This window comes from Streptomyces sp. NPDC017979, from assembly GCF_044328175.1.
GTDB lineage: Bacteria > Actinomycetota > Actinomycetes > Streptomycetales > Streptomycetaceae > Streptomyces.
Genome location: NZ_JBIRGU010000004.1, coordinates 365,063 through 384,645, shown reverse-complemented (window position 1 = coordinate 384,645; position 19,583 = coordinate 365,063). Strand labels below are relative to the sequence as shown.

The 19,583-nt window shown below is 74.0% G+C and carries 19 protein-coding genes; 11 read left to right on the top strand and 8 right to left on the bottom strand.

Translation table 11 applies throughout. From position 1 onward, the window contains the following. The first annotated feature begins 134 nt into the window (after positions 1 to 134). Together tuf and ACH4E8_RS14640 are read left to right on the top strand one after the other, a co-directional pair. Positions 135 to 1,346, top strand: coding sequence for an elongation factor Tu (gene tuf / locus ACH4E8_RS14645; protein WP_398447928.1), 1,212 nt, complete (start codon positions 135 to 137; stop codon positions 1,344 to 1,346). 169 nt (positions 1,347 to 1,515) lie between these two features. After that, entirely contained in the window at positions 1,516 to 2,358 is an 843-nt protein-coding gene (locus tag ACH4E8_RS14640) for a spermidine synthase (RefSeq protein ID WP_398448313.1), read from the top strand. 51 nt (positions 2,359 to 2,409) lie between these two features. Here the strand turns inward: ACH4E8_RS14640 and ACH4E8_RS14635 are convergent, their stop codons facing one another. Further along, positions 2,410 to 3,462, bottom strand: coding sequence for a hypothetical protein (locus tag ACH4E8_RS14635; RefSeq protein ID WP_398447926.1), 1,053 nt, complete (start codon positions 3,460 to 3,462; stop codon positions 2,410 to 2,412). 121 nt (positions 3,463 to 3,583) lie between these two features. Here ACH4E8_RS14635 and ACH4E8_RS14630 point away from each other — a divergent pair, with 121 nt between their 5' ends. The 3 genes from ACH4E8_RS14630 to ACH4E8_RS14620 all read left to right on the top strand — a co-directional run bounded on the left by ACH4E8_RS14630 (position 3,584) and on the right by ACH4E8_RS14620 (position 5,987). Next, positions 3,584 to 4,021: a DUF4442 domain-containing protein gene (locus ACH4E8_RS14630; RefSeq protein WP_398448311.1), complete on the top strand. Its 438-nt coding sequence runs from the start codon at positions 3,584 to 3,586 to the stop codon at positions 4,019 to 4,021. Between the two features lie 115 nt (positions 4,022 to 4,136). Further along, a complete protein-coding gene (locus ACH4E8_RS14625) occupies positions 4,137 to 4,670 on the top strand; it encodes a gamma carbonic anhydrase family protein (protein WP_398447924.1) in 534 nt (177 codons plus the stop codon). Positions 4,671 to 4,754: 84 nt separating this feature from the next. Then, positions 4,755 to 5,987, top strand: coding sequence for a cytochrome P450 (locus tag ACH4E8_RS14620; protein WP_398447922.1), 1,233 nt, complete (start codon positions 4,755 to 4,757; stop codon positions 5,985 to 5,987). Positions 5,988 to 6,094: 107 nt separating this feature from the next. Here the strand turns inward: ACH4E8_RS14620 and ACH4E8_RS14615 are convergent, their stop codons facing one another. The 5 genes from ACH4E8_RS14615 to ACH4E8_RS14595 all read right to left on the bottom strand — a co-directional run bounded on the left by ACH4E8_RS14615 (position 6,095) and on the right by ACH4E8_RS14595 (position 10,750). Then, on the bottom strand, positions 6,095 to 7,408 hold the full coding sequence (locus ACH4E8_RS14615) for a cytochrome P450 (protein WP_398447920.1): 1,314 nt from the start codon (positions 7,406 to 7,408) through the stop codon (positions 6,095 to 6,097). Then, positions 7,405 to 8,064, bottom strand: a complete 660-nt coding sequence (locus tag ACH4E8_RS14610; protein ID WP_398447918.1) for a GTP-binding protein — start codon at positions 8,062 to 8,064, stop codon at positions 7,405 to 7,407. The genes ACH4E8_RS14615 and ACH4E8_RS14610 overlap by 4 nt, the downstream gene beginning before the upstream one ends. Then, a complete protein-coding gene (locus tag ACH4E8_RS14605) occupies positions 8,045 to 8,413 on the bottom strand; it encodes a DUF742 domain-containing protein (protein ID WP_398447916.1) in 369 nt (122 codons plus the stop codon). The genes ACH4E8_RS14610 and ACH4E8_RS14605 overlap by 20 nt, the downstream gene beginning before the upstream one ends. After that, entirely contained in the window at positions 8,410 to 8,835 is a 426-nt protein-coding gene (locus ACH4E8_RS14600) for a roadblock/LC7 domain-containing protein (protein ID WP_361963358.1), read from the bottom strand. Before ACH4E8_RS14600 ends, ACH4E8_RS14605 begins: the two co-directional genes overlap by 4 nt. Before the next feature lie 130 nt (positions 8,836 to 8,965). Beyond that, a complete protein-coding gene (locus tag ACH4E8_RS14595; RefSeq protein ID WP_398447914.1) occupies positions 8,966 to 10,750 on the bottom strand; it encodes an ATP-binding protein in 1,785 nt (594 codons plus the stop codon). A 394-nt stretch (positions 10,751 to 11,144) separates the two neighbouring features. Between ACH4E8_RS14595 and ACH4E8_RS14590 the strand changes: the two genes are divergently transcribed. Further along, positions 11,145 to 11,894 (top strand): acyltransferase, encoded by a 750-nt coding sequence (locus ACH4E8_RS14590; protein ID WP_398447912.1) that lies wholly within the window; start codon positions 11,145 to 11,147, stop codon positions 11,892 to 11,894. A 21-nt stretch (positions 11,895 to 11,915) separates the two neighbouring features. Here ACH4E8_RS14590 and ACH4E8_RS14585 read toward each other — a convergent pair whose 3' ends face one another. After that, positions 11,916 to 12,782, bottom strand: a complete 867-nt coding sequence (locus tag ACH4E8_RS14585) for an EamA family transporter (RefSeq protein WP_398447911.1) — start codon at positions 12,780 to 12,782, stop codon at positions 11,916 to 11,918. A gap of 94 nt (positions 12,783 to 12,876) precedes the next feature. Here ACH4E8_RS14585 and ACH4E8_RS14580 point away from each other — a divergent pair, with 94 nt between their 5' ends. Beyond that, a complete protein-coding gene (locus tag ACH4E8_RS14580; RefSeq protein WP_398447909.1) occupies positions 12,877 to 13,449 on the top strand; it encodes a helix-turn-helix domain-containing protein in 573 nt (190 codons plus the stop codon). Between the two features lie 117 nt (positions 13,450 to 13,566). Then, positions 13,567 to 14,121: a YbaK/EbsC family protein gene (locus ACH4E8_RS14575; protein WP_398447907.1), complete on the top strand. Its 555-nt coding sequence runs from the start codon at positions 13,567 to 13,569 to the stop codon at positions 14,119 to 14,121. A gap of 52 nt (positions 14,122 to 14,173) precedes the next feature. On the opposite strand, the gene ACH4E8_RS14570 is transcribed toward ACH4E8_RS14575, so the two are convergent. Further along, positions 14,174 to 14,581 carry a CoA-binding protein gene (locus ACH4E8_RS14570; protein ID WP_398447905.1) on the bottom strand — a complete coding sequence of 136 codons (408 nt, stop codon included), beginning with the start codon at positions 14,579 to 14,581 and terminating at the stop codon, positions 14,174 to 14,176. A 76-nt stretch (positions 14,582 to 14,657) separates the two neighbouring features. Between ACH4E8_RS14570 and ACH4E8_RS14565 the strand changes: the two genes are divergently transcribed. From ACH4E8_RS14565 to ACH4E8_RS14555, 3 genes are all read left to right on the top strand, one after another. Further along, positions 14,658 to 15,284 (top strand): YigZ family protein, encoded by a 627-nt coding sequence (locus ACH4E8_RS14565; RefSeq protein WP_398447903.1) that lies wholly within the window; start codon positions 14,658 to 14,660, stop codon positions 15,282 to 15,284. 78 nt (positions 15,285 to 15,362) lie between these two features. After that, complete coding sequence (locus ACH4E8_RS14560; protein WP_398447901.1) at positions 15,363 to 16,523, top strand: exonuclease SbcCD subunit D; 1,161 nt, start codon at positions 15,363 to 15,365, stop codon at positions 16,521 to 16,523. Further along, complete coding sequence (locus ACH4E8_RS14555) at positions 16,520 to 19,579, top strand: AAA family ATPase (RefSeq protein WP_398447899.1); 3,060 nt, start codon at positions 16,520 to 16,522, stop codon at positions 19,577 to 19,579. Before ACH4E8_RS14560 ends, ACH4E8_RS14555 begins: the two co-directional genes overlap by 4 nt. Positions 19,580 to 19,583 lie beyond the last annotated feature (4 nt).

Sequence of the window (19,583 nt, the reverse complement as noted above, 5' to 3'; positions counted from 1 at the left end):
TGGGGGCTGCCGTTCTCCTCGTCGGCGGCGCCCGAGGTTGACCCTTCCCGGATCGTCCGGCGGGACCCCACAGGGGGAGGGTCGGCACCATCCAGGGGTCCTCACCACGCCACGAGCTTCGAGGACGATCACCGATGAAGAACACGAACACCGCCGCCAACAACACCCGCACCACCGGGCCCAAGACGCCGTACTCGCGCACCAAGCCACACCTCAACATCGGCACCATGGGCCACGTCGACCACGGCAAGACCACCCTGACCGCCGCCATCACCAAGGTGCTCAGCGACCGCGGCACCGGTCGCTTCGTGCCGTTCGACCGGATCGACCGGGCGCCCGAGGAGGCGCGCCGCGGCATCACCATCAACATCGCGCACGTCGAGTACGAGACCGACACCCGGCACTACGCGCACGTCGACATGCCCGGCCACGCCGACTACGTCAAGAACATGGTCACCGGCGCCGCCCAACTGGACGGGGCGATCCTCGTCGTGTCCGCGCTGGACGGCGTCATGCCGCAGACCGCCGAGCACGTGCTGCTCGCCCGCCAGGTCGGCGTGGACCACGTCGTCGTCGCGCTCAGCTACGCGGACGTGGCGGACGACGAGCTGGCCGACCTGGTGGAGCTGGAGGTCCGCGAGCTGCTGACCCAGCACGGGTACGGCGGGGACGCCGCACCGGTCGTCCGGGTCTCCGGGCTGGGCGCGCTGCGCGGCGAGCCGCGGTGGACCGCGTCCGTCGAGGCGCTGCTCGACGCCGTGGACACCTACGTCCCCGTCCCGGTGCGCTACACCGAAGCGCCGTTCCTGCTGTCGGTGGAGAACGTGCTGACCATCACCGGCCGCGGCACGGTCGTCACCGGCGCGATCGAACGCGGCACGGTCCGCGTCGGCGACCGGGTGCAGGTGCTCGGCGCCGACGTCGAGACGGTCGTCACGGGGCTGGAGACCTTCGGCCGGCCGATGGAGTCCGCCGAGGCGGGCGACAACGTCGCGCTGCTGCTGCGCGGCGTCGCCCGGGACGCGGTGCGCCGCGGGCACGTCGTCGTGGCGCCCGGCAGCACCACGCCGAGCAGCAGGTTCACCGCGCAGGTGTATCTGCTGTCGGGGCGCGAGGGCGGCCGGACGACCCCGGTCGCCACCGGCTACCGGCCGCAGTTCTACATCCGCACCGCGGACGTCGTCGGGGACGTCGACCTCGGCGCGCTGGCCGTCGCCCGGCCCGGTGACACGGTCACCATGACCGTCGAGCTGGGGCGGCCGGTGCCGCTGGAGTCCGGCTTGGGCTTCGCGATCCGTGAGGGCGGTCGTACGGTCGGCGCCGGCACGGTGACCGAGGTCGGCTGACCGCGTGCTGCCGGGGTGCCCGTCCTCCCGCCCGGGGGACGGGCACCCCGGCACCGCCGACGTCGGCGGTGCCCGCGGCGTTCACAATGGACGCGTGGACCAGCACGCACAGCACGGACGACGGACACCGCCAGCAGCCGAGGGCGAGGAAGAGCACGAGCACGAGGCGATACCCGTCGTCCGCGACGTCGACCACGGCACGGCCCGGTTGCTGCCCGACGTCGACCGCGAGCGGGCCTGGCTGCTGACGGTCGACGGCGCGCCGCAGTCGTACATCGACCTCGACGAGCCCACCCACCTGGAGTTCGAGTACACCCGCCGCATCGCCCACCTCCTGGACGCCTGCGCACCCGAGGGCGCCCCGCTCGACGTGCTCCACCTCGGCGGCGGCGCGCTCAGCCTGCCGCGGTACGTCGCCGCGACCCGGCCGGGCTCCCGGCAGGACGTCGTGGAGGCCGACCGCGGGCTGCTCGCCCTGGTGGCCGAGCACCTGCCGCTGCCGGACGGCGCGGGCGTCGCGGTGCACGCCGACGACGCCCGCGCCTTCGTGGCGGCGGCCCCGGAGGAGAGCGTGGACGTGCTCGTCGCTGACGTGTTCGGCGGCTCGCGCGTCCCGGCCCATCTGACGTCCGTGGAGTTCGCCCGGGCCGCGGAGCGCGTCCTGCGCCCGGGCGGCATCTACGCCGGCAACCTCGCCGACGGTTCCCCCTTCGCCTTCCTCCGCTCCCAACTCGCCACCTTCGCGGCCGTGTTCGCGGACGTGGCCCTGGTCGCCGAGCCCGCCGTGCTGCGCGGGCGCCGCTTCGGCAACGTCCTGCTGCTCGCCTCGCGCCGGCCCTTTGACGCCGAGGTCACCGCGGCGCTGGCCCGCCGCACGGCCGCGGACGCCTTCCCCGCCCGCGTCGAGCACGGGGCGGCGCTGGCCCGGCTGACGGGCGACGCCCGGCCCGTGCGGGACGACGCCGCCGAGCCGTCGCCCGAGCCGCCGGGCGGGTCCTTCAGCATCGGCTGACGCCCACACCCGCCCGTCGGCCCGTCGGCTCTCCGGCTCGACGGCGGGCGGCTACGACCCGGAGGGGTTCGTCAGCCGCACGGTGCTCAGGACCTGCTGGATCGTCGCCTCCGGCAACTCCTCCTTGACGCCCGTGTTCGCGTACAGCACCCACGACTTGATCTCGCCCGCGGCGTCCTTGAAGCTGAAGGCGATCGCCTTGCCGTCCGTGTCGCACTTCGTCGGCTTCTTCGTCCCGACCGCCGTCGCCGTCGCCACGCTGCCCACCAGCCCGGACTTGGTGGTGTACGACTTCGCGGTGGTGGCCCGCACGACGCCCTTCGGCTCGGTCTGCGCATAGGCCGCCCAGACCCAGTTCACCGCCTCGTTGGACGCGGCGGTCGCGGTGTCCTTGGCGCCCTTGCCGCCCTTCGTGCCGGACGAGGCCAGGCGCCAGGTCTCGTTCTTGCCGTCCCCGTTGGAATCCGCCTCGCACCACTTGTTCTTCAGGTGCGCCGTCGCGGACATCGCGACGACGGGGGAGCCGTCGCCCTTCTTCTCGTCGCTGAAGCCGGTGCTCACCCCGGCGCCCTGCAACTCCCACTCCGGCGGCACGTCGAACATCGTGCCGTGCTTGGGGTTGACGACCACCTTCCAACCGGCGATCGTCGGCCGGGCCGTGGCCCCGCCGCGCGGATTGTCGTCCGCGGTGGGGGAGGGCTCCTTCGCCGGCTCCGACGGGGAAGCGGACGCGGGCGGCGCCGACGACGCGGCACCGGCGCCCTTGTCGGACCCGTCGCGGTCGCCGTCGTCGTCACGCAACACGACGACCCCGGTGACCGCGGCCGTGGCGACCACGGCGGCCACCGCGACGATCGCGACGAGCGCGGTCTTCTTCTTGTTCTCCTGCGGAGGCTGGGGCGGTTGCGGCGGGCCGGGGACGGCGTACTGCGACACGGTGGGCTGTTGGTACGGATTGGGCTGTTGATAACCGGGCTGTTGATGCCCCGGCTGTTGATGACCCGGTTGTTGATAGGGGTTCGGCTGTTGCGGATACCCCGGCTGTTGGTACGGGTTCTGGTGCTGCGGGTTCTCGCCCCCGGGCGGCTGCTGTCCTGGCCACATGGCGAGTAACCATAGAGGGATGGCCGAAAGGCTGCCACGGACGCCCGCGAAGGTGATGGTCGGCAAGGGATGGCCAAGGCTACTACCGATGGGTAACATCGCGGCCATGAGCGCTGACCAAATGACCGTGGGCGAGATGCTCACCGCCACCGTCCCGATGGTCCGGACCCTGAACCTCCAGTACGTGGAGACCACCGCCGAGCGCGCGGTCCTGCGCCTGCCGGACCAGGCCGACTTCCACAACCACGTCGCCGGACCGCACGCCGGTGCCATGTTCACCCTGGCCGAGTCCGCCAGCGGCGCGATCGTGATAGCCGCCTTCGGCGACCAACTGCACCGCGCCGTGCCCCTCGCCGTCCGCGCCGAGATCGGCTACAAGAAGCTGGCGAAGGGCGAAGTCACCGCCACCGCCACGCTCGGCCGCCCGGTGGCCGACGTCATCGCCGAACTCGACGCCGGCCAGCGCCCCGAGTTCGACGTCCGGGTGGAGATCCAGCGCGCGGACGGCGCGGTGACCGGCGAGATGACCATCGTGTGGACGCTGCGCCCCAACGCCTGAGCACGGCGGGCGGGACGTGGCGGAGGCGCCCCGGCGCTGCACGGGGGATCATGACCCCGCGGCCCGTCCCCGAGGGCGGACGACGCCACGTGTCAGACGACCTAGGAGACGGCACATGACGACGACCCCGTGGATCGCCGCGGTCGGCGGCCGGGAACCCGCCATCGACCCGGACGCATTCACCGCGCCCACCTCCGTCGTCGTCGGCGACGTCGCCCTCGCCGCGGGCGCCAGCGTCTGGTACCACGCAGTGCTGCGCGCCGACTGCGGCCCCGTCGTCATCGGAGCCGACTCCAACATCCAGGACAACTCGACCGTCCACGTCGACCCCGGCTTCCCGGTGACCGTCGGCGAACGCGTCACCGTCGGGCACAACGCCGTCCTGCACGGCTGCACCGTCGAGGACGACGTGCTCGTCGGCATGGGCGCCACCGTGCTCAACGGCGCCCGCATCGGTGCCGGCTCGCTCGTGGCCGCGAACGCGCTGGTGCCCCAGGGCATGGAGGTCCCGCCCGGCTCCCTGGTCGCCGGAGTGCCCGCGAAGGTCAAGCGCCCGCTGACGGACGAAGAGCGCGAGCTGATCAAGACCAACGCGGTGATGTACGTGGAACTGGCCCGTCAGCACCGCGAAGCGCGCCCCCTGACCTGAGGACGGCCCCGCCCGGCCCGGATGCAATCCCACGGAATGGCCCTAGCCTGGCGTGAGACGGCCGTCACACTGTCGAGGAGTCCCATGGCCACCGCCCAGCAGATACCCGACATCCTCTCGCCCGACTTCGCCGCTGACCCGTATCCGGCGTACCGCACCATGCGCGAGGACTTCCCGCTGATCTGGCACGAGCCCACCCAGAGCTACGTCCTGTCGCGCTACGAGGACGTGGCCCGCGCCTTCAAGGACGGCGCGGCCTACACGACGGACAACTACGACTGGCAACTCGAACCCGTCCACGGCAAGACCATCGTCCAACTCAGCGGGCGGGAGCACGCGGTGCGCCGGGCCCTGGTCGCCCCCGCATTCCGCGGCAGCGACCTCCAGGAGAAGTTCCTCCCGGTCATCGAGCGCAACTCCCGGGAGCTGATCGACGGCTTCCGCGACCGCGGCGAGGCCGACCTCGTCGACGCCTTCGCCACCCGCTTCCCCGTCAACGTCATCGCCGACATGCTCGGCCTGGACAAGGCCGACCACGACCGCTTCCACGGCTGGTACACCAGCATCGTCGCCTTCCTCGGCAACCTGGCCGCCGACCCCGAGGTCCACGCCGCCGGACTGCGCACCCGCGGCGAGTTCGCCGACTACATGATCCCGATCATCCGGGAGCGCCGCGAGAACCCGGGCGACGACCTGCTCTCCACCCTGTGCAACGCGGAGATCGACGGGGTGCGGATGAGCGACGAGGACATCAAGTCCTTCTGCAGCCTGCTGCTGTCGGCCGGCGGCGAGACCACCGACAAGGCGATCTCCAGCACCCTCACCAGCCTGCTGGCGCACCCCGAGCAGTTCGCCGCCGTACGCGAGGACCGCAGCCTGATCGGACGGGCGCTCGCCGAGACGCTGCGCCACACCCCGCCCGTCCACATGATCATGCGGCAGACCGCGACCGAGGTCACCGTCAGCGGCGGCACGATCCCCGCGGGAGCCACCGTCACCTGTCTGATAGGCGCCGCCAACCGGGACGCCGAACGCTACCGGGACCCCGACCGCTTCGACGTCTTCCGCGACGACCTCAACGCCACCACCGCCTTCTCCGCCGCCGCCGACCACCTCGCCTTCGCCCTCGGCCGGCACTTCTGCGTCGGGGCGCTGCTAGCCAAGGCCGAGGTGGAGACCGGCCTCAACCAACTCCTCGACGACCTGCCCGACCTGAGGTTCGCCGACGGCTTCGAACCGCGGGAGCAGGGCGTGTTCACCCGCGGGCCGGTCTCCCTGCCGGTGCGCTTCACCCCCGCCGCCCAATCCGCGACCTAGACCACGCCCCCAGGCCCCGCGTGGCCCGCCCGGCTGGGTCGCCGCAGAGACCAACACGCCCCGCAGGAAACGGCGGCTGCGTCCAGCGGCGCAAGGGCGCGGGGCGTTCAGCGGACGATTGGGGTGAAGCGCACCGGCAGCGACGTCAGCCCCCGCATCCAGATCGACGGACGCCACGCCAACTCCGTCGGCTCCACCGCGAGCACCGTGTCCGGCAGCCGCTCCAACAGCGTCTCCACCGACGTCCGGGCGATCACGTCCGCGAGGAGCGGCGCCGGATACGGGCAGCGGTGCTCCCCGTTGCTGAAGGACATGTGGGCGGAGTTCTCCGCCCCGACGTGCCCCTCCGGCCAGATCTGCGGATCGGTGTTCGCGGCGGCGAGCCCCAGCACCACGCAGTCCCCGGCCCGGATCTGCCGGCCGCCGAGCCGGGTGTCGCGCACCGCCCAGCGGCCGATGAAGTTCTGCGTCGGGGTGTCCAGCCAGAGAACCTCGTTCAGCGCCTGCCCCACGCTCAGCCGACCGCCGGAGACGTTCAGGGCGAACCGGTCGTCGGTGAGCAGCAGCCGCAGGGCGTTGCCGATCCAGTTCGCCGTCGGCTGCTGGGCCGCCGCGATCACGCTGATCAGGTCCTGGACCAACTCCTCGTCGGTGAGTCCCGCCGGGTGCGCCACCATCCGGGAGACCACGTCCGGCGCCGGCGCCGCCCGCTTCTCCTCCACCAGCCGGTGCAGCCGCTCCCCGACCCTGGCGTACGCGGCGACCGGGTCGTCGCCCTCGTGCGCGTCCAGCGAGATCCGCAGGTCCTGCACCAGGTCCTCGGTGTCCGCGCCGTCCATCGGCATGCCGCACATCAACAGGGCGGCCCGCATCGGCAGGGCGTGCGCGTACAGCGACATCAACTCGGCGCGCCCACCGCCCGCGAAGGCGTCGATCAACCGGTTCGCGATCCTGCGGCAGCCCTCGGAGAGCTCGAACTGGTCGACGGCCTCCAGCGCCTCGGTGATCACCCCGGCGCGCCGCTGGTGCTCGGCCCCTTCGGTGAACAGCACGGACGGCTGGTACCCGACGTACGGCAGCAGGGGCCAGTCGGCGGGGATGGACGCCCACTGGTTCCAGCGCCGGGAGTCCCGGGCGAACAACTCGTCATGGCTGGTCACATGGGCCACTTCGGCATACCCCAGCACCAGCCAGGCGGGCACGTCGCCGTCGAGCAGCACCGGGGCCACGGCCCCGTGCTCGCTGCGCAGCGCCCGGTACAACTGCGAAGGAGTCTGTTGGTAGCCGAGCCCGCTGAGCGCGACGCGCGCCGGGCAGCCGGGCGGCGCACCGCCGTCGACGGGCGGGGCGGCGGAGTCGGGGTCGGCGGTGCGGAACCCGGGGGTCGGGGCGTGGTCCCGGGGCCCGGCGAGGTCGGTCATGGGGTCGTCTCCCGGGCCGTGGCCAGTTCGTGGAGGTGGTTGACGAGGCTGATCAGGACGTGCTTGCCGGAGGCGCGGACCCGGGCGTCGCAGTCGACCATCGGCACGTGCGGAGCGAGCGACAGCGCCTGGCGTATCTCCTTCAGGGTGAAGGCCGCGGGGTCGTTGTCGAAGCGGTTGACCGCGACGACGAACGGGGTGCCGTGGCTCTCCAGCCGGTCGATCGCGTACCAGGAGTCGCTCATCCGGCGGGTGTCCACCAGGACGACCGCGCCGAGCGTGCCGGCGAAGAGGCGGTCCCACAGGAACCAGAACCGTTCCTGCCCGGGCGCGCCGAACAGGTAGAGCACCATCCGCTCGTTGAGGCTGATCCGGCCGAAGTCGAAGGCCACCGTCGTGGTGGACTTCGTCATGGGCCCGGCGGTCTCGTCGACCCCGACGCCCGCCTGCGTCATCACCTCTTCGGTGTTCAGCGGTCGGATCTCGCTCACGGAGCGCACCAGGGTCGTCTTGCCGACCCCGAAGCCGCCCACGATCACGATCTTGAGGCCGGTGTCGGCGGTGTCGGTCAGGGGGGTGCGGCCGGGAAGTTCGGCCGCTTCGGCGGTGCCGACGGCTCCCGGGCCGGTGGGCGGGTCAAAGGTTGCGGAGTCCAACGAGCACCTCCTCCAACAGGGCCGTGTCGGGCAGCCCGGCGCGCGGGCCGGCCGTCCTCGGCCGTCGTGCGGTGATCCGCCCCGTCGCCAGCAGGTCCCCGAGCAGGATCCGGACCACCGTCACCGGCAGCCGCAGCTCCGCCGAGATCTCGACCACGGAGATCGGATGCCGGCACAGCGTGAGGATCCGGACGTGCTCGGACTGCATGCCCGGCGTCGGTTCGCACTCGCTGACGACCAGGGTCACCAGGTCGAAGGTGCGGGCGTGGTCGTCGTAGACGCGGCTGCGGCCACCGGTGACGGTGTACAGCCGGTCCGGCTCCCCCAGGTCGACGGGGCGGCGGATCATGAGGGGGAGCTCTCCCGGGCGGCCCGGACGCGCGGCTCGGCGCGCAGGTGCTCCCCTATCTGGTCGACGAGTTCGGTCATGTGGTGGCCGACGGCGCCGGGGTCGGCGCCGTCCTCGGCGACCACCGCGAGATGGGCGCCCTCACCGGCCTCGACGATGAAGAGGAGCCCGCCGTGGAACTCGGTCATCGAGTGGCGCACGCCGCCGGAGCCGTCGCCGAACTCCACCGAGGCGCCCTGGGCCAGGGCCTGGATGCCCGAGCAGATCGCGGCGAGTTGATCGGCCTGGTCGAGGGTGAGGTGCGGGCTCCAGCACAGCTTCAGCCCGTCGCGGGAGAGCACCAGGGCGTGCCGGGTGCCCGGGACTCGTTCGAGGAGGCCCTCCAGGAGCCAGGTCAAGCTGGTGTCGGTGGTCTGCTGCATCGTCGGGGTGGGGCGGGTGCTCCCGGTGGTCGTCCGGGGGACCGGCCCGTTCCTCCTGTCCGTCGTCGGGGGGTGGGTCGGGGGAGTCGCGGTGCGGGCGGCGGGCGCACGTACGGGCCCGGGGCCGCCCTCACGGTGCTCCGGCGGCGTCCGGGGACGGGCCGGGGCGCCGTCGTGCCTGGTGGAACGCGCTGAACCGGGCGCCCACGTCGCGCGCGGGCCGGCTCCGCAGGGCCCCGGCGCCGTCGGACCCCGACGCCGCGCCGCCCGACGCGGCGTCGGGTACGGCGTCGTACTCGGGCCGGCGGCGGTCCGCGGCGGCCATGGTGCGCCCGCGGGGGCGCACGGGCAGCCCGTTCGGGGTCGCCAGGGGCGAGCCCTGGAGGGGCAGCAGCGGCGAGGCGGGCGGCGGTGCGACGTCGAAGGGGGCCACGACGTCGGGCCGGACCGGGTCGAGCCCCACCGGGGCGGGGGCGGCGAGCACGTCGTGCGCGTACGCCTCGGCCGTGGTCTGGGTCGGGGCCGGGACGTCCCGGGTGAGCTGGGCGAACTCGTCCTCCGGGTCGGCGCCGACCTGCTCCTGGTGCAGCAGTTGCGGCGGGAAGAGCACCACCACGCCGGTGCCCCCGCGGGACGACGGTCGGTAGGTGACGGTCAGGTGGTACTTGACCGCCAGCAGTCCGACCACGACGAGCCCGATCCGGGTGCTGCGCAGGTACGCGAGGTTGGTGGCGCGGCCGGAGACCGCTTCCTCCGCCCGGCGCATCGCGGCCTCCGACATCTTCAGCCCGCTGTCCTCGATGGTGACCACGAGCCCCGCGGTGCGCTCCTCCACGTACACGTGGACCTCGTCGATGGGCGGCGAGAAGTTCGCCGCGTTGTCCATCAGTTCGGCGAGGAGGTGCATCACGGCTTCGGCGGCGTACCCGACGACCTTGGCGTTGCCGGAGACGTGCAGCCGGACGCGTCGGTACGCCGCGATCCGGCCGACGGCGCCGCGCAGGATGCTCTCCGTACGGATCGGACGGTTCCACGTCCGGCTGGTGCGACCGCCCATCAGCAGCGACAGCCGGTCGGCCAACAGCCCCAGTTGGGAGGTGTTGTGGTCGAGCCGCAGCAGATCGCCGAAGATCTCCCCGCCGTGACGATCCTGCAACTCCCTTAGGTCGGCGAGCATGCTCACCGCCTTCGCCTGGACCTGGCTGAGCGTCTTGGTGCCGGCGCCCATCACGGCGGCGGCCCGGCGCTCGCTCACCGCGAACTCGCGCACGACGGAGTCCAGGACGACCCGGAGCCGGTCGTCGTCCGGCGGTTCCAGCGCGGCGAGCGCGGTGTCGGCGGAGGCGCCCGAGCGCAGCCGGGCGACCGCGTCGGGCAGGGTGACCGTCATCAGCCGGTCCAACTCGTCGGTGGCGCGGGTCAGCCGGCGCACCGCGGCGACGCTGTCGGCGGTGGCGGACCTGGCCACCCGCTCGCCGGTGTCGACCTCCACGGCGTACGTCTGCAGCAGGCTCCGCAGCCTGGCGTGGGCGGGCGCCGGCACCCCGGCGAGCACCGCGTCGGCACGCTCGCCGTCCCGCAGCCGCCGGGTGACCAGGGGCAGGGTGACGTCGAGGAGTTGGGCGAGGTCGGCGTCGGCGCGCACCGCCCGGGCGCGCAGGGACGCGGCGTCCACGCGCGCCGTCGCCTCTGCGCCGCGGAGCCTGCGGGCGGTCACGGCGCCGACGACGACCGCGGTGGAGAACCACGCCCAGGCGACGGCGACCGTGACCGCGACGAAGGTGCGGGCCGACGCCGGGGCCGCGGCGATCGCGACACCGGCCGCGGCGGTGGCCACCGCGATGGAGGCCGGCGCGTACGCGGACGGCGGTGACGTGCGTATCCGGTGCGTTTTCCGGGCGACTGGCACGGACATTCGGTCCCTCGCTGCTGGAGTCTGGAGTCCGGGGGCGATCCGGTGCGAAGCCGGGAGGACTGACGGGAGGACTGAGGACTGTCGGGTCATGCGGTCCGGCCGAGGCGCCGACGGCCGAACACCCAGGGGGAAGCCCGAAGTTGACGGTGATCTTCCGCAAGTAGGTGGCGCTCATGCTAGCCACGGGGCGCCGGGGGCGTGCCCGGATGGCGCGGACGCCCACAGAACGGAGGACTTCGCGCCGAAGTCGCCGTACGGGCGGCGGGATCGTGATAAATGGGCCCCGCGACAGGAGGGTCTCCCGGCGCGTGGGGGGGCGAACAGCGCGCTCGTGGGGCGAACATCACAGGGCGCGGGTCTGAACGCCCGCGCCCCGGCGGACTACCGTGGCCGGGTGCCCAAGAACAGAAACACGTTCTCGTTCCCGTCGCCTTCCGCCTGGTGGCGGGGGGCGGTGACCCGCGGGCTGCACCGCGCGTGGGGTTGGGCGACGGACGCCGGCGCCGTCACCGCCGACCGGCCCGGTCGGCTGTGCTTCAGGACCTTCGGGCCCGGCACCCGGCTGGCGTTCCCCCAGGGCACCGTGTTCGGGGAGCGGTGGATCGAGTTGGGCGCCCACTGCATCATCGCCGAGCAGGTCACCCTCACCGCCGGCATGATGCCCGGGCTCGACCTGGGGCCCGACCCGATCCTGACCCTGGGCGACGGCGTGGTGCTGGGACGGGGCAGCCACGTCGTCGCGGACACCCGGGTGACGATCGGCAAGGACACCTTCTGCGGGCCCTACGTCTACATCACCTCGACCAACCACAGCTACGACGACCCGCACCAGCCGGTGGGCCGGCAGTGGCCGCGCACCGCACCGGTGGAGATCGGCCCCGGCTGCTGGCTGGGCACCGGCGCCGTCGTCCTGCCGGGCGCGCGGCTGGGGCGCAACGTCGTCGTTGCGGCCGGTGCGGTGGTCCGCGGCGAGGTCCCGGACCACTCGGTGGTCGCGGGCGCGCCGGCCCGGATCGTACGGAGCTGGGACCCGGTGCGCGGCTGGGAGCCGCCGCTGCGCACCCCGGCTCCCGTGCCGATACCGGAGGGGATCACCCCCGAGCAACTGCTGGCCCTCGGCGATGCGGAGCGTCGGGCGCAGTGAAGCGCGGGCGGGCCCGCCGGCTCAGCCGGTGGCCAGCAGGACGGCGCCGGCCAGCGCGAGGCCCGCGCCCGTCGCCTGGACGCCGCGCAGCCGCTCCCTGAGCAGGACCAGCGCCGCGACCACGGTGACCACGGGGTACAGATGCGACAGGACGGCGGCGACCGTCACCGGTCCCGTCTGGGCGGCCAGCGAGTACGTGCCGTTGGAGGCGACGTCCGCGAGGCCGACGAACGCGAGCAGCGGCAGCGAGGTCCACAGCACGCGGAACCCGCCCTCTTCGGGCAGGGCGGGCGAACCGCGCCGCACCGTCGCGCACAGCGCGGCGCCGCCGACCGCGACGTTCGTCAGGCGCTGGACGAAGAGCGCGAGGAAGAGCCCCGGCAGGGTCGACGACGCCTCGGCGATCAACGTCATGACCGCACCGAAGCCGAACGCCGCGCCCAGGGTCAGCATCAGGGCCCGCCGGCGGACGGGTGCACCGCGCAGTTCCGGGCCGCCGGCGAGGACGATGCCGGCCACCGCGACCGCCACGCCGGCGACCTGGAGCAGGCCCGGGCGCTCGCCCATCAACAGCCCCGCGCCGAAGGGCACGGCCACGCCCAGGGAGCCGAGCGGGGACACCACGCCCATCGGGCCGAGGGCGAGCGCCTGGTAGAAGCAGAGCAGGGCGAGCGGGCCGAGCACGCCGGCCGCCACCGCGTACCAGAGTTGCGGGCCGCTCTCCCGCCAGGCGCCGGTCGCGACGACGATCGCGCCGAGGACGACGACCGCGATGGTCTGCGAGGCCACCACGACGGTGAGGGCCGGGGCCCGTCGCGTCAGCAGGCCGCCCCCGAAGTCCGCGAGGCCCATCAGGAGTGCGGTGGTCAGGGCGAAGAGTGCGACCATGGGAAGACCTCGCAGTGCAGTGTGCTGGACGTGGTGGTGCAGCACACCGTAGTGCAAGATTTTGCACCTTCGGATTCAATTTATTGGATGGAATGTGTCTGACCTCGATCAGCTCACCCAGGCGCTCGCCCGGAACCTCAAGCGGTGGCGCAGCGAGCGGGGGTTCACCCTCGACGCCCTCGCCGCCCGCTCGGGGGTCAGCCGGGGCATGGTCATCCAGATCGAACAGGCCAGGACCAACCCCAGCGTCGGCACCACGGTGAAGCTCGCCGACGCCCTCGGCATCAGCATCGCCACCCTCCTCGACCACGACCAGGGGCCCCAGGTCCGGATCGTCCCGGCGGACCGGGCGGTGCGGATGTGGAGCACCCCCGACGGCAGCTCCAGCAGCCTGTTGATCGGGGTCGAGAAGCGCGGTCCGCTGGAGCTGTGGAAGTGGCGGCTGATGCCCGGCGAGGGCAGTTCGTCCGACGCGCACCCCAGCGGCACGATCGAGCTGCTGCACGTCACCGAGGGGGTCCTCACGCTGGTCGTGGACGGAGTGGCGCACGCCGTGCCCGCAGGGGCGTCCGCGACCTTCGAGTCCAACCTCCCGCACGCCTACCGCAACGACGGCGACGAACCCACGGAGGTCACGATGGCGGTCTCCGTGCCGCCCGTGCCCTGAGCCCGCCGCCCCGGTGAACGCCCGGGCCCAACTCCCCGGCCCCGCCGCGGATCACGCCGTCCACCCACGGGTCGAACGGCTTGGCCGCCCGGGCGCGGGCGCTGTTAGCGTGCGGGAATGCGCGCACCCATCGGCTCCTTCGACAACCCCCGCCCCGCCCCCGACTGCCTGGACCAGCTCGTCCCCCCGGTCGCCGACGCCGTACGGAACTGGACCGGCGACGTCCCCGCGGACCAGTTGATCTACGTCGACACGGACCCGGCGATCGCCGACACCGCCGACTTCGTGGCACACCACGGCGAGGAGCTGCTGCGGCAGTCCGCGAACTGCGTCCTGGTGGCCGGCAAGCGTGCCGGCGAGTCCACCATCGCGGCCTGCGTCGTGCTCTCGCACACCCGGGCCGACGTCAACGGGGTCGTCCGCAAGCACCTGGGCGCGCGCAAGGCGTCCTTCGCCTCCCGGGAGGCCGCGACCGGTCAGACGGGGATGGAGTACGGCGGGATCACCCCCGTCGGACTGCCCGCGGACTGGCCCGTCCTGGTGGACTCCGCCGTCGTCGACACCCCGTGGGTGCTCATCGGCAGCGGACGGCGCCGCGGCAAGCTGATCGTCCCGGGCAAGGCGTTCGCCGTACTGCCGGGCGCGGTCGTCCTGGAGGGCCTGGGCGTCTGACATCGTGCCGTGGCGGGCCCGCCACGGCACGAGTCCGTGTCGACCGGCGGCGTCAGTCCAGCTGCGGGATCTCTATCGCGGGGCAGCGGTCCATCACCATGTCCAGGCCGGCGGCCCGGGTGCGCTCGTACGCCGCCTCGTCGACCACGCCGAGCTGGAACCACACCGCCTTCGCCCCCTTGGCCACCGCCTCGTCCGCGACGGCGCCCGCCAGCTCCGCATTGACGAACACGTCGACCACGTCCACGTCGAAGGGGACGTCGGCCAGGGACGCGTAACCCTGCTCGCCGTGGACCGTCTCCGCCTTGGGGTGGACCGGGACGATCCGCTTGCCGAAGCGCTGGAGGACGCGCGCGACCCCGTACGCCGCCCGCGACTCGTTGTTGGACAGGCCGACCACCGCCCACGTGGGGCCCGTCGAAGTGAGGATCCTGCGGATCGTCTCGTCGTCTGCGTACATGCCTTCGACAACGGACCGCCCGTGCGGAGCATTCCCCTCCGCACCTCCTCGAACGGGTGAAGCATAGGGTGGGCGGATGCAGGAGCAGTACCGGACGGTGGCCCGCGAGGGCGTCCACGAGACCGAGATCAACCGATCGCGCTTCATCTGCGCGCTCGCCCCCGCCGCGACCGAGGAGGAGGCGCAGGCGTTCGTCGCCCGCATCCGCCGCGAGCACCCGACCGCCACCCACAACTGCTTCGCGTACGTGATCGGCGCCGACGCCTCCGTACAGAAGGCGAGCGACGACGGGGAGCCCGGCGGCACCGCAGGAGTGCCGATGCTCCAGATGCTGCTGCGGCGCGACGTCCGCTACGCCGTCGCCGTCGTCACCCGCTACTACGGCGGCGTCAAGCTCGGCGCCGGCGGGCTGATCCGGGCGTACGGGGGAGCGGTCGGCGAAGCCCTCGACGCGATCGGCACCCGCACCCGGCGCCGCTTCCGGCTCGCCGTCGTCACCGTCGACCACCAGCGGGCCGGGAAGCTGGAGAACGACCTGCGCGCCACCGGCCGCGCCGTGCGGGACGTCCGCTACGCGGAGCAGGTCACCATCGAGATCGGGCTGCCGGACGCCGACACCGACGCCTTCCGCGCCTGGCTCGCCGACGTCACCGCCGGAACGGCCGCGCTGGAACTCGGCGGTGAGGCGTATGGCGACGCCTGAGGCCGGCGGGGCCCCCGCGGCTGCCGGAATCCCAGAAGCCACCCGGGCTGTCACACCCCGCCGTTACGCTCGGGGATCATGAGATTCCTGCACACCTCGGACTGGCACCTGGGGCGCTCCCTGCACCGGGTGAGCATGCTCGAAGCCCAGGCCGCGTTCCTCGACCACCTGGTGGCGACGGCCCGCGCGCGCGAGGTGGACGCGGTCCTGGTGGCGGGCGACGTGTACGACCGGGCGGTGCCGCCGCTGGCCGCCGTCGAGCTCTTCGACCGCGCGCTGCACCGGCTCGCCGACGTCGGCGTGCCCACCGTGATGATCTCCGGGAACCACGACTCCGCGCGCCGCCTCGGCGTGGGCGCCGGCCTCATCGAGCGCGCCGGCATCCATCTGCGCACCGACCCCGCCGGCTGCGCCGCCCCCGTCGTGCTCGCCGACGCCCACGGCGACGTGGCGTGCTACGGACTGCCCTATCTGGAACCGGTGCTGGTGAAGGACGACTTCCGGGTCGACAAGGCACGCCACGAGACCGTGCTCGCCGCGGCCATGGAGCAGGTGCGGGCCGACCTCGCCGCCCGCCCGACCGGCACCCGCTCCGTCGTCCTCGCCCACGCCTTCGTCGTCGGCGGCAAGGCCAGCGACAGCGAGCGGGACATCACCGTCGGCGGGGTCGCCGCGGTGCCCGCCGAGACCTTCCACGGCGTGGACTACGTGGCCCTGGGCCACCTCCACGGCTGCCAGACCATCACCGGGCGCGTACGGTACTCGGGCTCCCCCCTCGCGTACTCCTTCTCCGAAGCCACCCACCGCAAGACGACGTGGCTGGTCGAGCTCGACGCCGAGGGCTCCGTGACGGCCGAGCGCATCGACTGCCCCGTGCCCCGGCCGCTGGCCCGGCTCTCCGGACGCCTCGCGGAGCTGCTGGAGGACCCCGCCCACGAGCGGCACGAGGACGCCTTCGTCGAAGCCACCCTGACCGACCCGGTCCGCCCCGCCGAGCCCATGGCCAGGCTCACCGCCCGCTTCCCGCACGTCCTCAGCATCGTCTTCGCCCCCGAACGCGACCCGCAGGACTCGGCGGTGTCGTACGCCCAGCGGATGCGGGGCCGCAGCGACGTGGAGATCGCGGAGGACTTCGTCACCCACGTGCGCGGCGGCACCGGCCCCGACGAGGAGGAACGGACCGTGCTGCGCGCGGCGTTCGACGAGGTGCGGATCGCCGGGGCGGAGGCCGCGGGATGAGGCTGCACCGACTCGCCGTCACCGCGTTCGGCCCCTTCGCCGCCCGCCAGGAGATCGACTTCGACGCCCTCACCGCCGACGGCCTCTTCCTCCTGCACGGAGCGACCGGCGCGGGCAAGACCTCCGTCCTGGACGCGGTCTGCTTCGCGCTGTACGGCACCGTGCCCGGCGCCCGGCAGGGCCCCGGCGCCGCGCTGCGCAGCGACCACGCGCCCGCGGACCTGCCCACCGAAGTCCTCCTCGACCTGACCGTCGGCGGGCGCCGGCTGGAGATCCGCCGCAGCCCCGCCCAGCCGCGCCCGAAGAAGAAGGGCCAGGGGTTCACCACCGAGCGCGCCCAGAGCAGGCTGCGCGAGTACGTCCCCGCGAGCGGCGAGTGGAAGGCGCTCAGCAGCTCCCACGACGAGATCGGGGAGGAGATCACCCAACTGCTGGGCGGCATGAGCCGCGAGCAGTTCTGCCAGGTCGTGCTGTTGCCGCAAGGAGACTTCGCCCGCTTCCTACGGGCCGACGCCGAAGCCCGCGGCCGGCTCCTGGGCCGGCTCTTCGACACCCGCCGCTTCGCCGCCGTCGAAGAGCGCCTGGCCGATCGACGGCGCGCCGCGGAAGCCCGGGTGCGCACCGGAGACGAGCGGCTCCTCGCGGCGCTGCACAAGATGGAGCAGGCCGCGGCCGGCGTCGCCGACGACTGGCCCGTACCGACCCAGGCGCCCGGGGACCCCGGGCTCGCCGAAGCCGTCCTCGCCTGGGCGGCCGTCGCCCGCGCGGGCGCGCAGGAGCGGCACGCCGTCGCGGACAGCGCCCTCGCCGCGGCCGAGGCGCGCGAGCGCGCCGCCCGCGCCGCCCTCGACACCGCCCGCGAACAGCACCGGCTCCAACAGCGCCACGAGGACGCACGCCGCCGCGACGAAGCACTGACGGCGGGCCGGGCGGACCACGACGCCGCGGTGGCCCGGATGCAGCTGGCCCGCCGCGCGGAGCGGGTGGCGCCCGCCCTCACCCTCCGGGACGACGCCGAACGCGACCACCGCGCCGCCCAGGCCGCACTGGACGGCGTCCGCGCCGCGCTGCCGACCGAGCTGACCGAGGCGGGCGCAGAGCAGTTGGCCGACGAGGAGCGCCGGCTCCGCCGAGACCTCGGCGGCCTGGAGGCCGCCCGCCGGGCCGAGCGGCGCGCCGAGGAGATCGCCCGCCAGCGCACCGCCCTCGACCGCGCGACCCGCGCCGACGACGACGTCCTCCAGGACGCACAGGAGTGGCTCGCCGGCTGGCCCGCGCTGCGCAGTGCGCACCAGAAGCGGGTGGCCCGGGCCCAGGAAGCGGCCACCCGAGCCGAGCAGTTGGCCGGCCGCCTCGACCCCGCCCGCCGACGGCTGCATGCGGCCCGGGAGCGGGACCGCCTCACCGCGCGGGTGGCCGACGCCGAGCAGGCGCTGCGCACCGCCCACGACACGGCGCTCACCACCAAGGACGGCTGGCTCGACCTCAAGGAACGCCGCCTGGCGCACATCGCCGCCGAACTCGCCGCGCATCTGGAGCCCGGCGCCCCCTGCGCCGTCTGCGGCTCGCCGGACCACCCCGCCCCGGCCCCCACCACCGACGACCAGGTCTCGCCCGCCGAAGAAGAAGCGGCGTACCGCACCCACACCCGCGCCCAGCAGGCCGCCGGCGCAGCCGAGCGCGCCCTCGCCGTGCTGCAAGAGGCCCGCCAGGCGGCCCGCCGCCAGGCCCGGGTCGACGGCGCCCCCGACGGTCCGGCACCCGCCGAGCCCGATGCGTACGACACCCCCGAATCCGAACTGGCCTCCTTCGTCGCCCAGTTGGAACGCGAGCACCGCGCCGCCCACGACAGCGCCGCCGGCACCCACGCGGCCCGCGAAGCGCTGGACCGGATCGAGCGGGAGCACACCGAGCGGACCGCGGCCCGCCAGCAGATCGAGCAGCGCCAGGCCGCCCGCACGGCCGAGCGGGAAGCGCTCGACCGGGAGCAGTCCGCGCTGACCGACGAGGTGGAGCGGGCCCGCGGCGGGGCGCGCAGCGTCGCCGAGCGCGCCGCGCAGTGGGAGCGCCGGGTGCTGCTCCTCGCCGACGCCGCCGAGGCCGTACGGGCCTGCGACGCCACCGCCCGGCGCGTGAAGGACACCGACGGACAGGCGGCGGACACCGCCTACCGCGCCGGTTTCGACACCCCGGGCGCCGCCGCCGACGCCCTGCTCGGCGACGCGGCCCACCGCGCGTTGCAGCGCCGCGTCGACACCTGGCGCACCGAAGCGGCGGCCGTCGCCGACCGCCTCGCGGAGCCGGCGGCCCGGGCCGCCTCCGAACTGCCCCCGGCCGACCCGGACGCGGCGGCCGCGCACCTCGCGGTCGCCGAACGCGCCCTGCGGGACGCCTCGACCGCGCTCGCCGCCGCGCAGGAGCGCCGCACGGACTTGGCCGCGCTCTCCCGGCAGGCCCTCGCCGAGCACCGGGCCCTCGGCCCGCTGCGCGCGGAGTACGACCGGGTGGCCGGGCTCGCCGCGCTCACCGCGGGCACCTCCGCCGCGAACGAACGTCGGATGCGCCTGGAGTCGTACGTGCTCGCCGCCCGGCTGGAGCAGGTCGCGGCGGCCGCCACGGCTCGCCTCCAGCGGATGTCGGCCGGCCGCTACACCCTCACCCACTCCGACGCCCGCGCCGGCAGCAAGCGGGCCGGGCTCGGCCTGCGGGTCCTCGACGCCTGGACCGGCAGCGCGCGCGACACGGCGACGCTCTCCGGCGGCGAGGCGTTCTTCGCCTCGCTCGCCCTCGCGCTCGGCCTCGCCGACGTCGTCACCGACGAGGCGGGCGGCGTCCGACTGGACACCCTCTTCATCGACGAGGGCTTCGGCAGCCTGGACGAACAGACCCTGGACGAGGTGCTGGACGTACTGGACTCGCTGCGGGAGCGGGACCGCAGCGTCGGGATCGTCAGCCACGTCCCGGACCTGCGCCGCCGCATCCCCACCCAGTTGGAGGTGGTCAAGGAACGGTCCGGCTCCGCCGTCCGCCTGCGGCTCGGCGCGGCCGGCGACTGACCCG

Excerpts from the sequence above, each read along its gene's own strand:
- ACH4E8_RS14585 (WP_398447911.1), bottom strand. The coding sequence starts at position 12,782 with ATGGTCGCACTCTTCGCCCTGACCACCGCACTCCTGATGGGCCTCGCG.
- ACH4E8_RS14620 (WP_398447922.1), top strand. The coding sequence starts at position 4,755 with ATGGCCACCGCCCAGCAGATACCCGACATCCTCTCGCCCGACTTCGCC.
- ACH4E8_RS14560 (WP_398447901.1), top strand. The coding sequence starts at position 15,363 with ATGAGATTCCTGCACACCTCGGACTGGCACCTGGGGCGCTCCCTGCAC.
- ACH4E8_RS14595 (WP_398447914.1), bottom strand. The coding sequence starts at position 10,750 with ATGTCCGTGCCAGTCGCCCGGAAAACGCACCGGATACGCACGTCACCG.
- ACH4E8_RS14625 (WP_398447924.1), top strand. The coding sequence starts at position 4,137 with ATGACGACGACCCCGTGGATCGCCGCGGTCGGCGGCCGGGAACCCGCC.
- ACH4E8_RS14635 (WP_398447926.1), bottom strand. The coding sequence starts at position 3,462 with ATGTGGCCAGGACAGCAGCCGCCCGGGGGCGAGAACCCGCAGCACCAG.
- ACH4E8_RS14555 (WP_398447899.1), top strand. The coding sequence starts at position 16,520 with ATGAGGCTGCACCGACTCGCCGTCACCGCGTTCGGCCCCTTCGCCGCC.
- ACH4E8_RS14615 (WP_398447920.1), bottom strand. The coding sequence starts at position 7,408 with ATGACCGACCTCGCCGGGCCCCGGGACCACGCCCCGACCCCCGGGTTC.
- ACH4E8_RS14600 (WP_361963358.1), bottom strand. The coding sequence starts at position 8,835 with ATGCAGCAGACCACCGACACCAGCTTGACCTGGCTCCTGGAGGGCCTC.
- ACH4E8_RS14565 (WP_398447903.1), top strand. The coding sequence starts at position 14,658 with ATGCAGGAGCAGTACCGGACGGTGGCCCGCGAGGGCGTCCACGAGACC.
- ACH4E8_RS14575 (WP_398447907.1), top strand. The coding sequence starts at position 13,567 with ATGCGCGCACCCATCGGCTCCTTCGACAACCCCCGCCCCGCCCCCGAC.
- ACH4E8_RS14570 (WP_398447905.1), bottom strand. The coding sequence starts at position 14,581 with ATGTACGCAGACGACGAGACGATCCGCAGGATCCTCACTTCGACGGGC.
- ACH4E8_RS14605 (WP_398447916.1), bottom strand. The coding sequence starts at position 8,413 with ATGATCCGCCGCCCCGTCGACCTGGGGGAGCCGGACCGGCTGTACACC.
- ACH4E8_RS14630 (WP_398448311.1), top strand. The coding sequence starts at position 3,584 with ATGACCGTGGGCGAGATGCTCACCGCCACCGTCCCGATGGTCCGGACC.
- tuf (WP_398447928.1), top strand. The coding sequence starts at position 135 with ATGAAGAACACGAACACCGCCGCCAACAACACCCGCACCACCGGGCCC.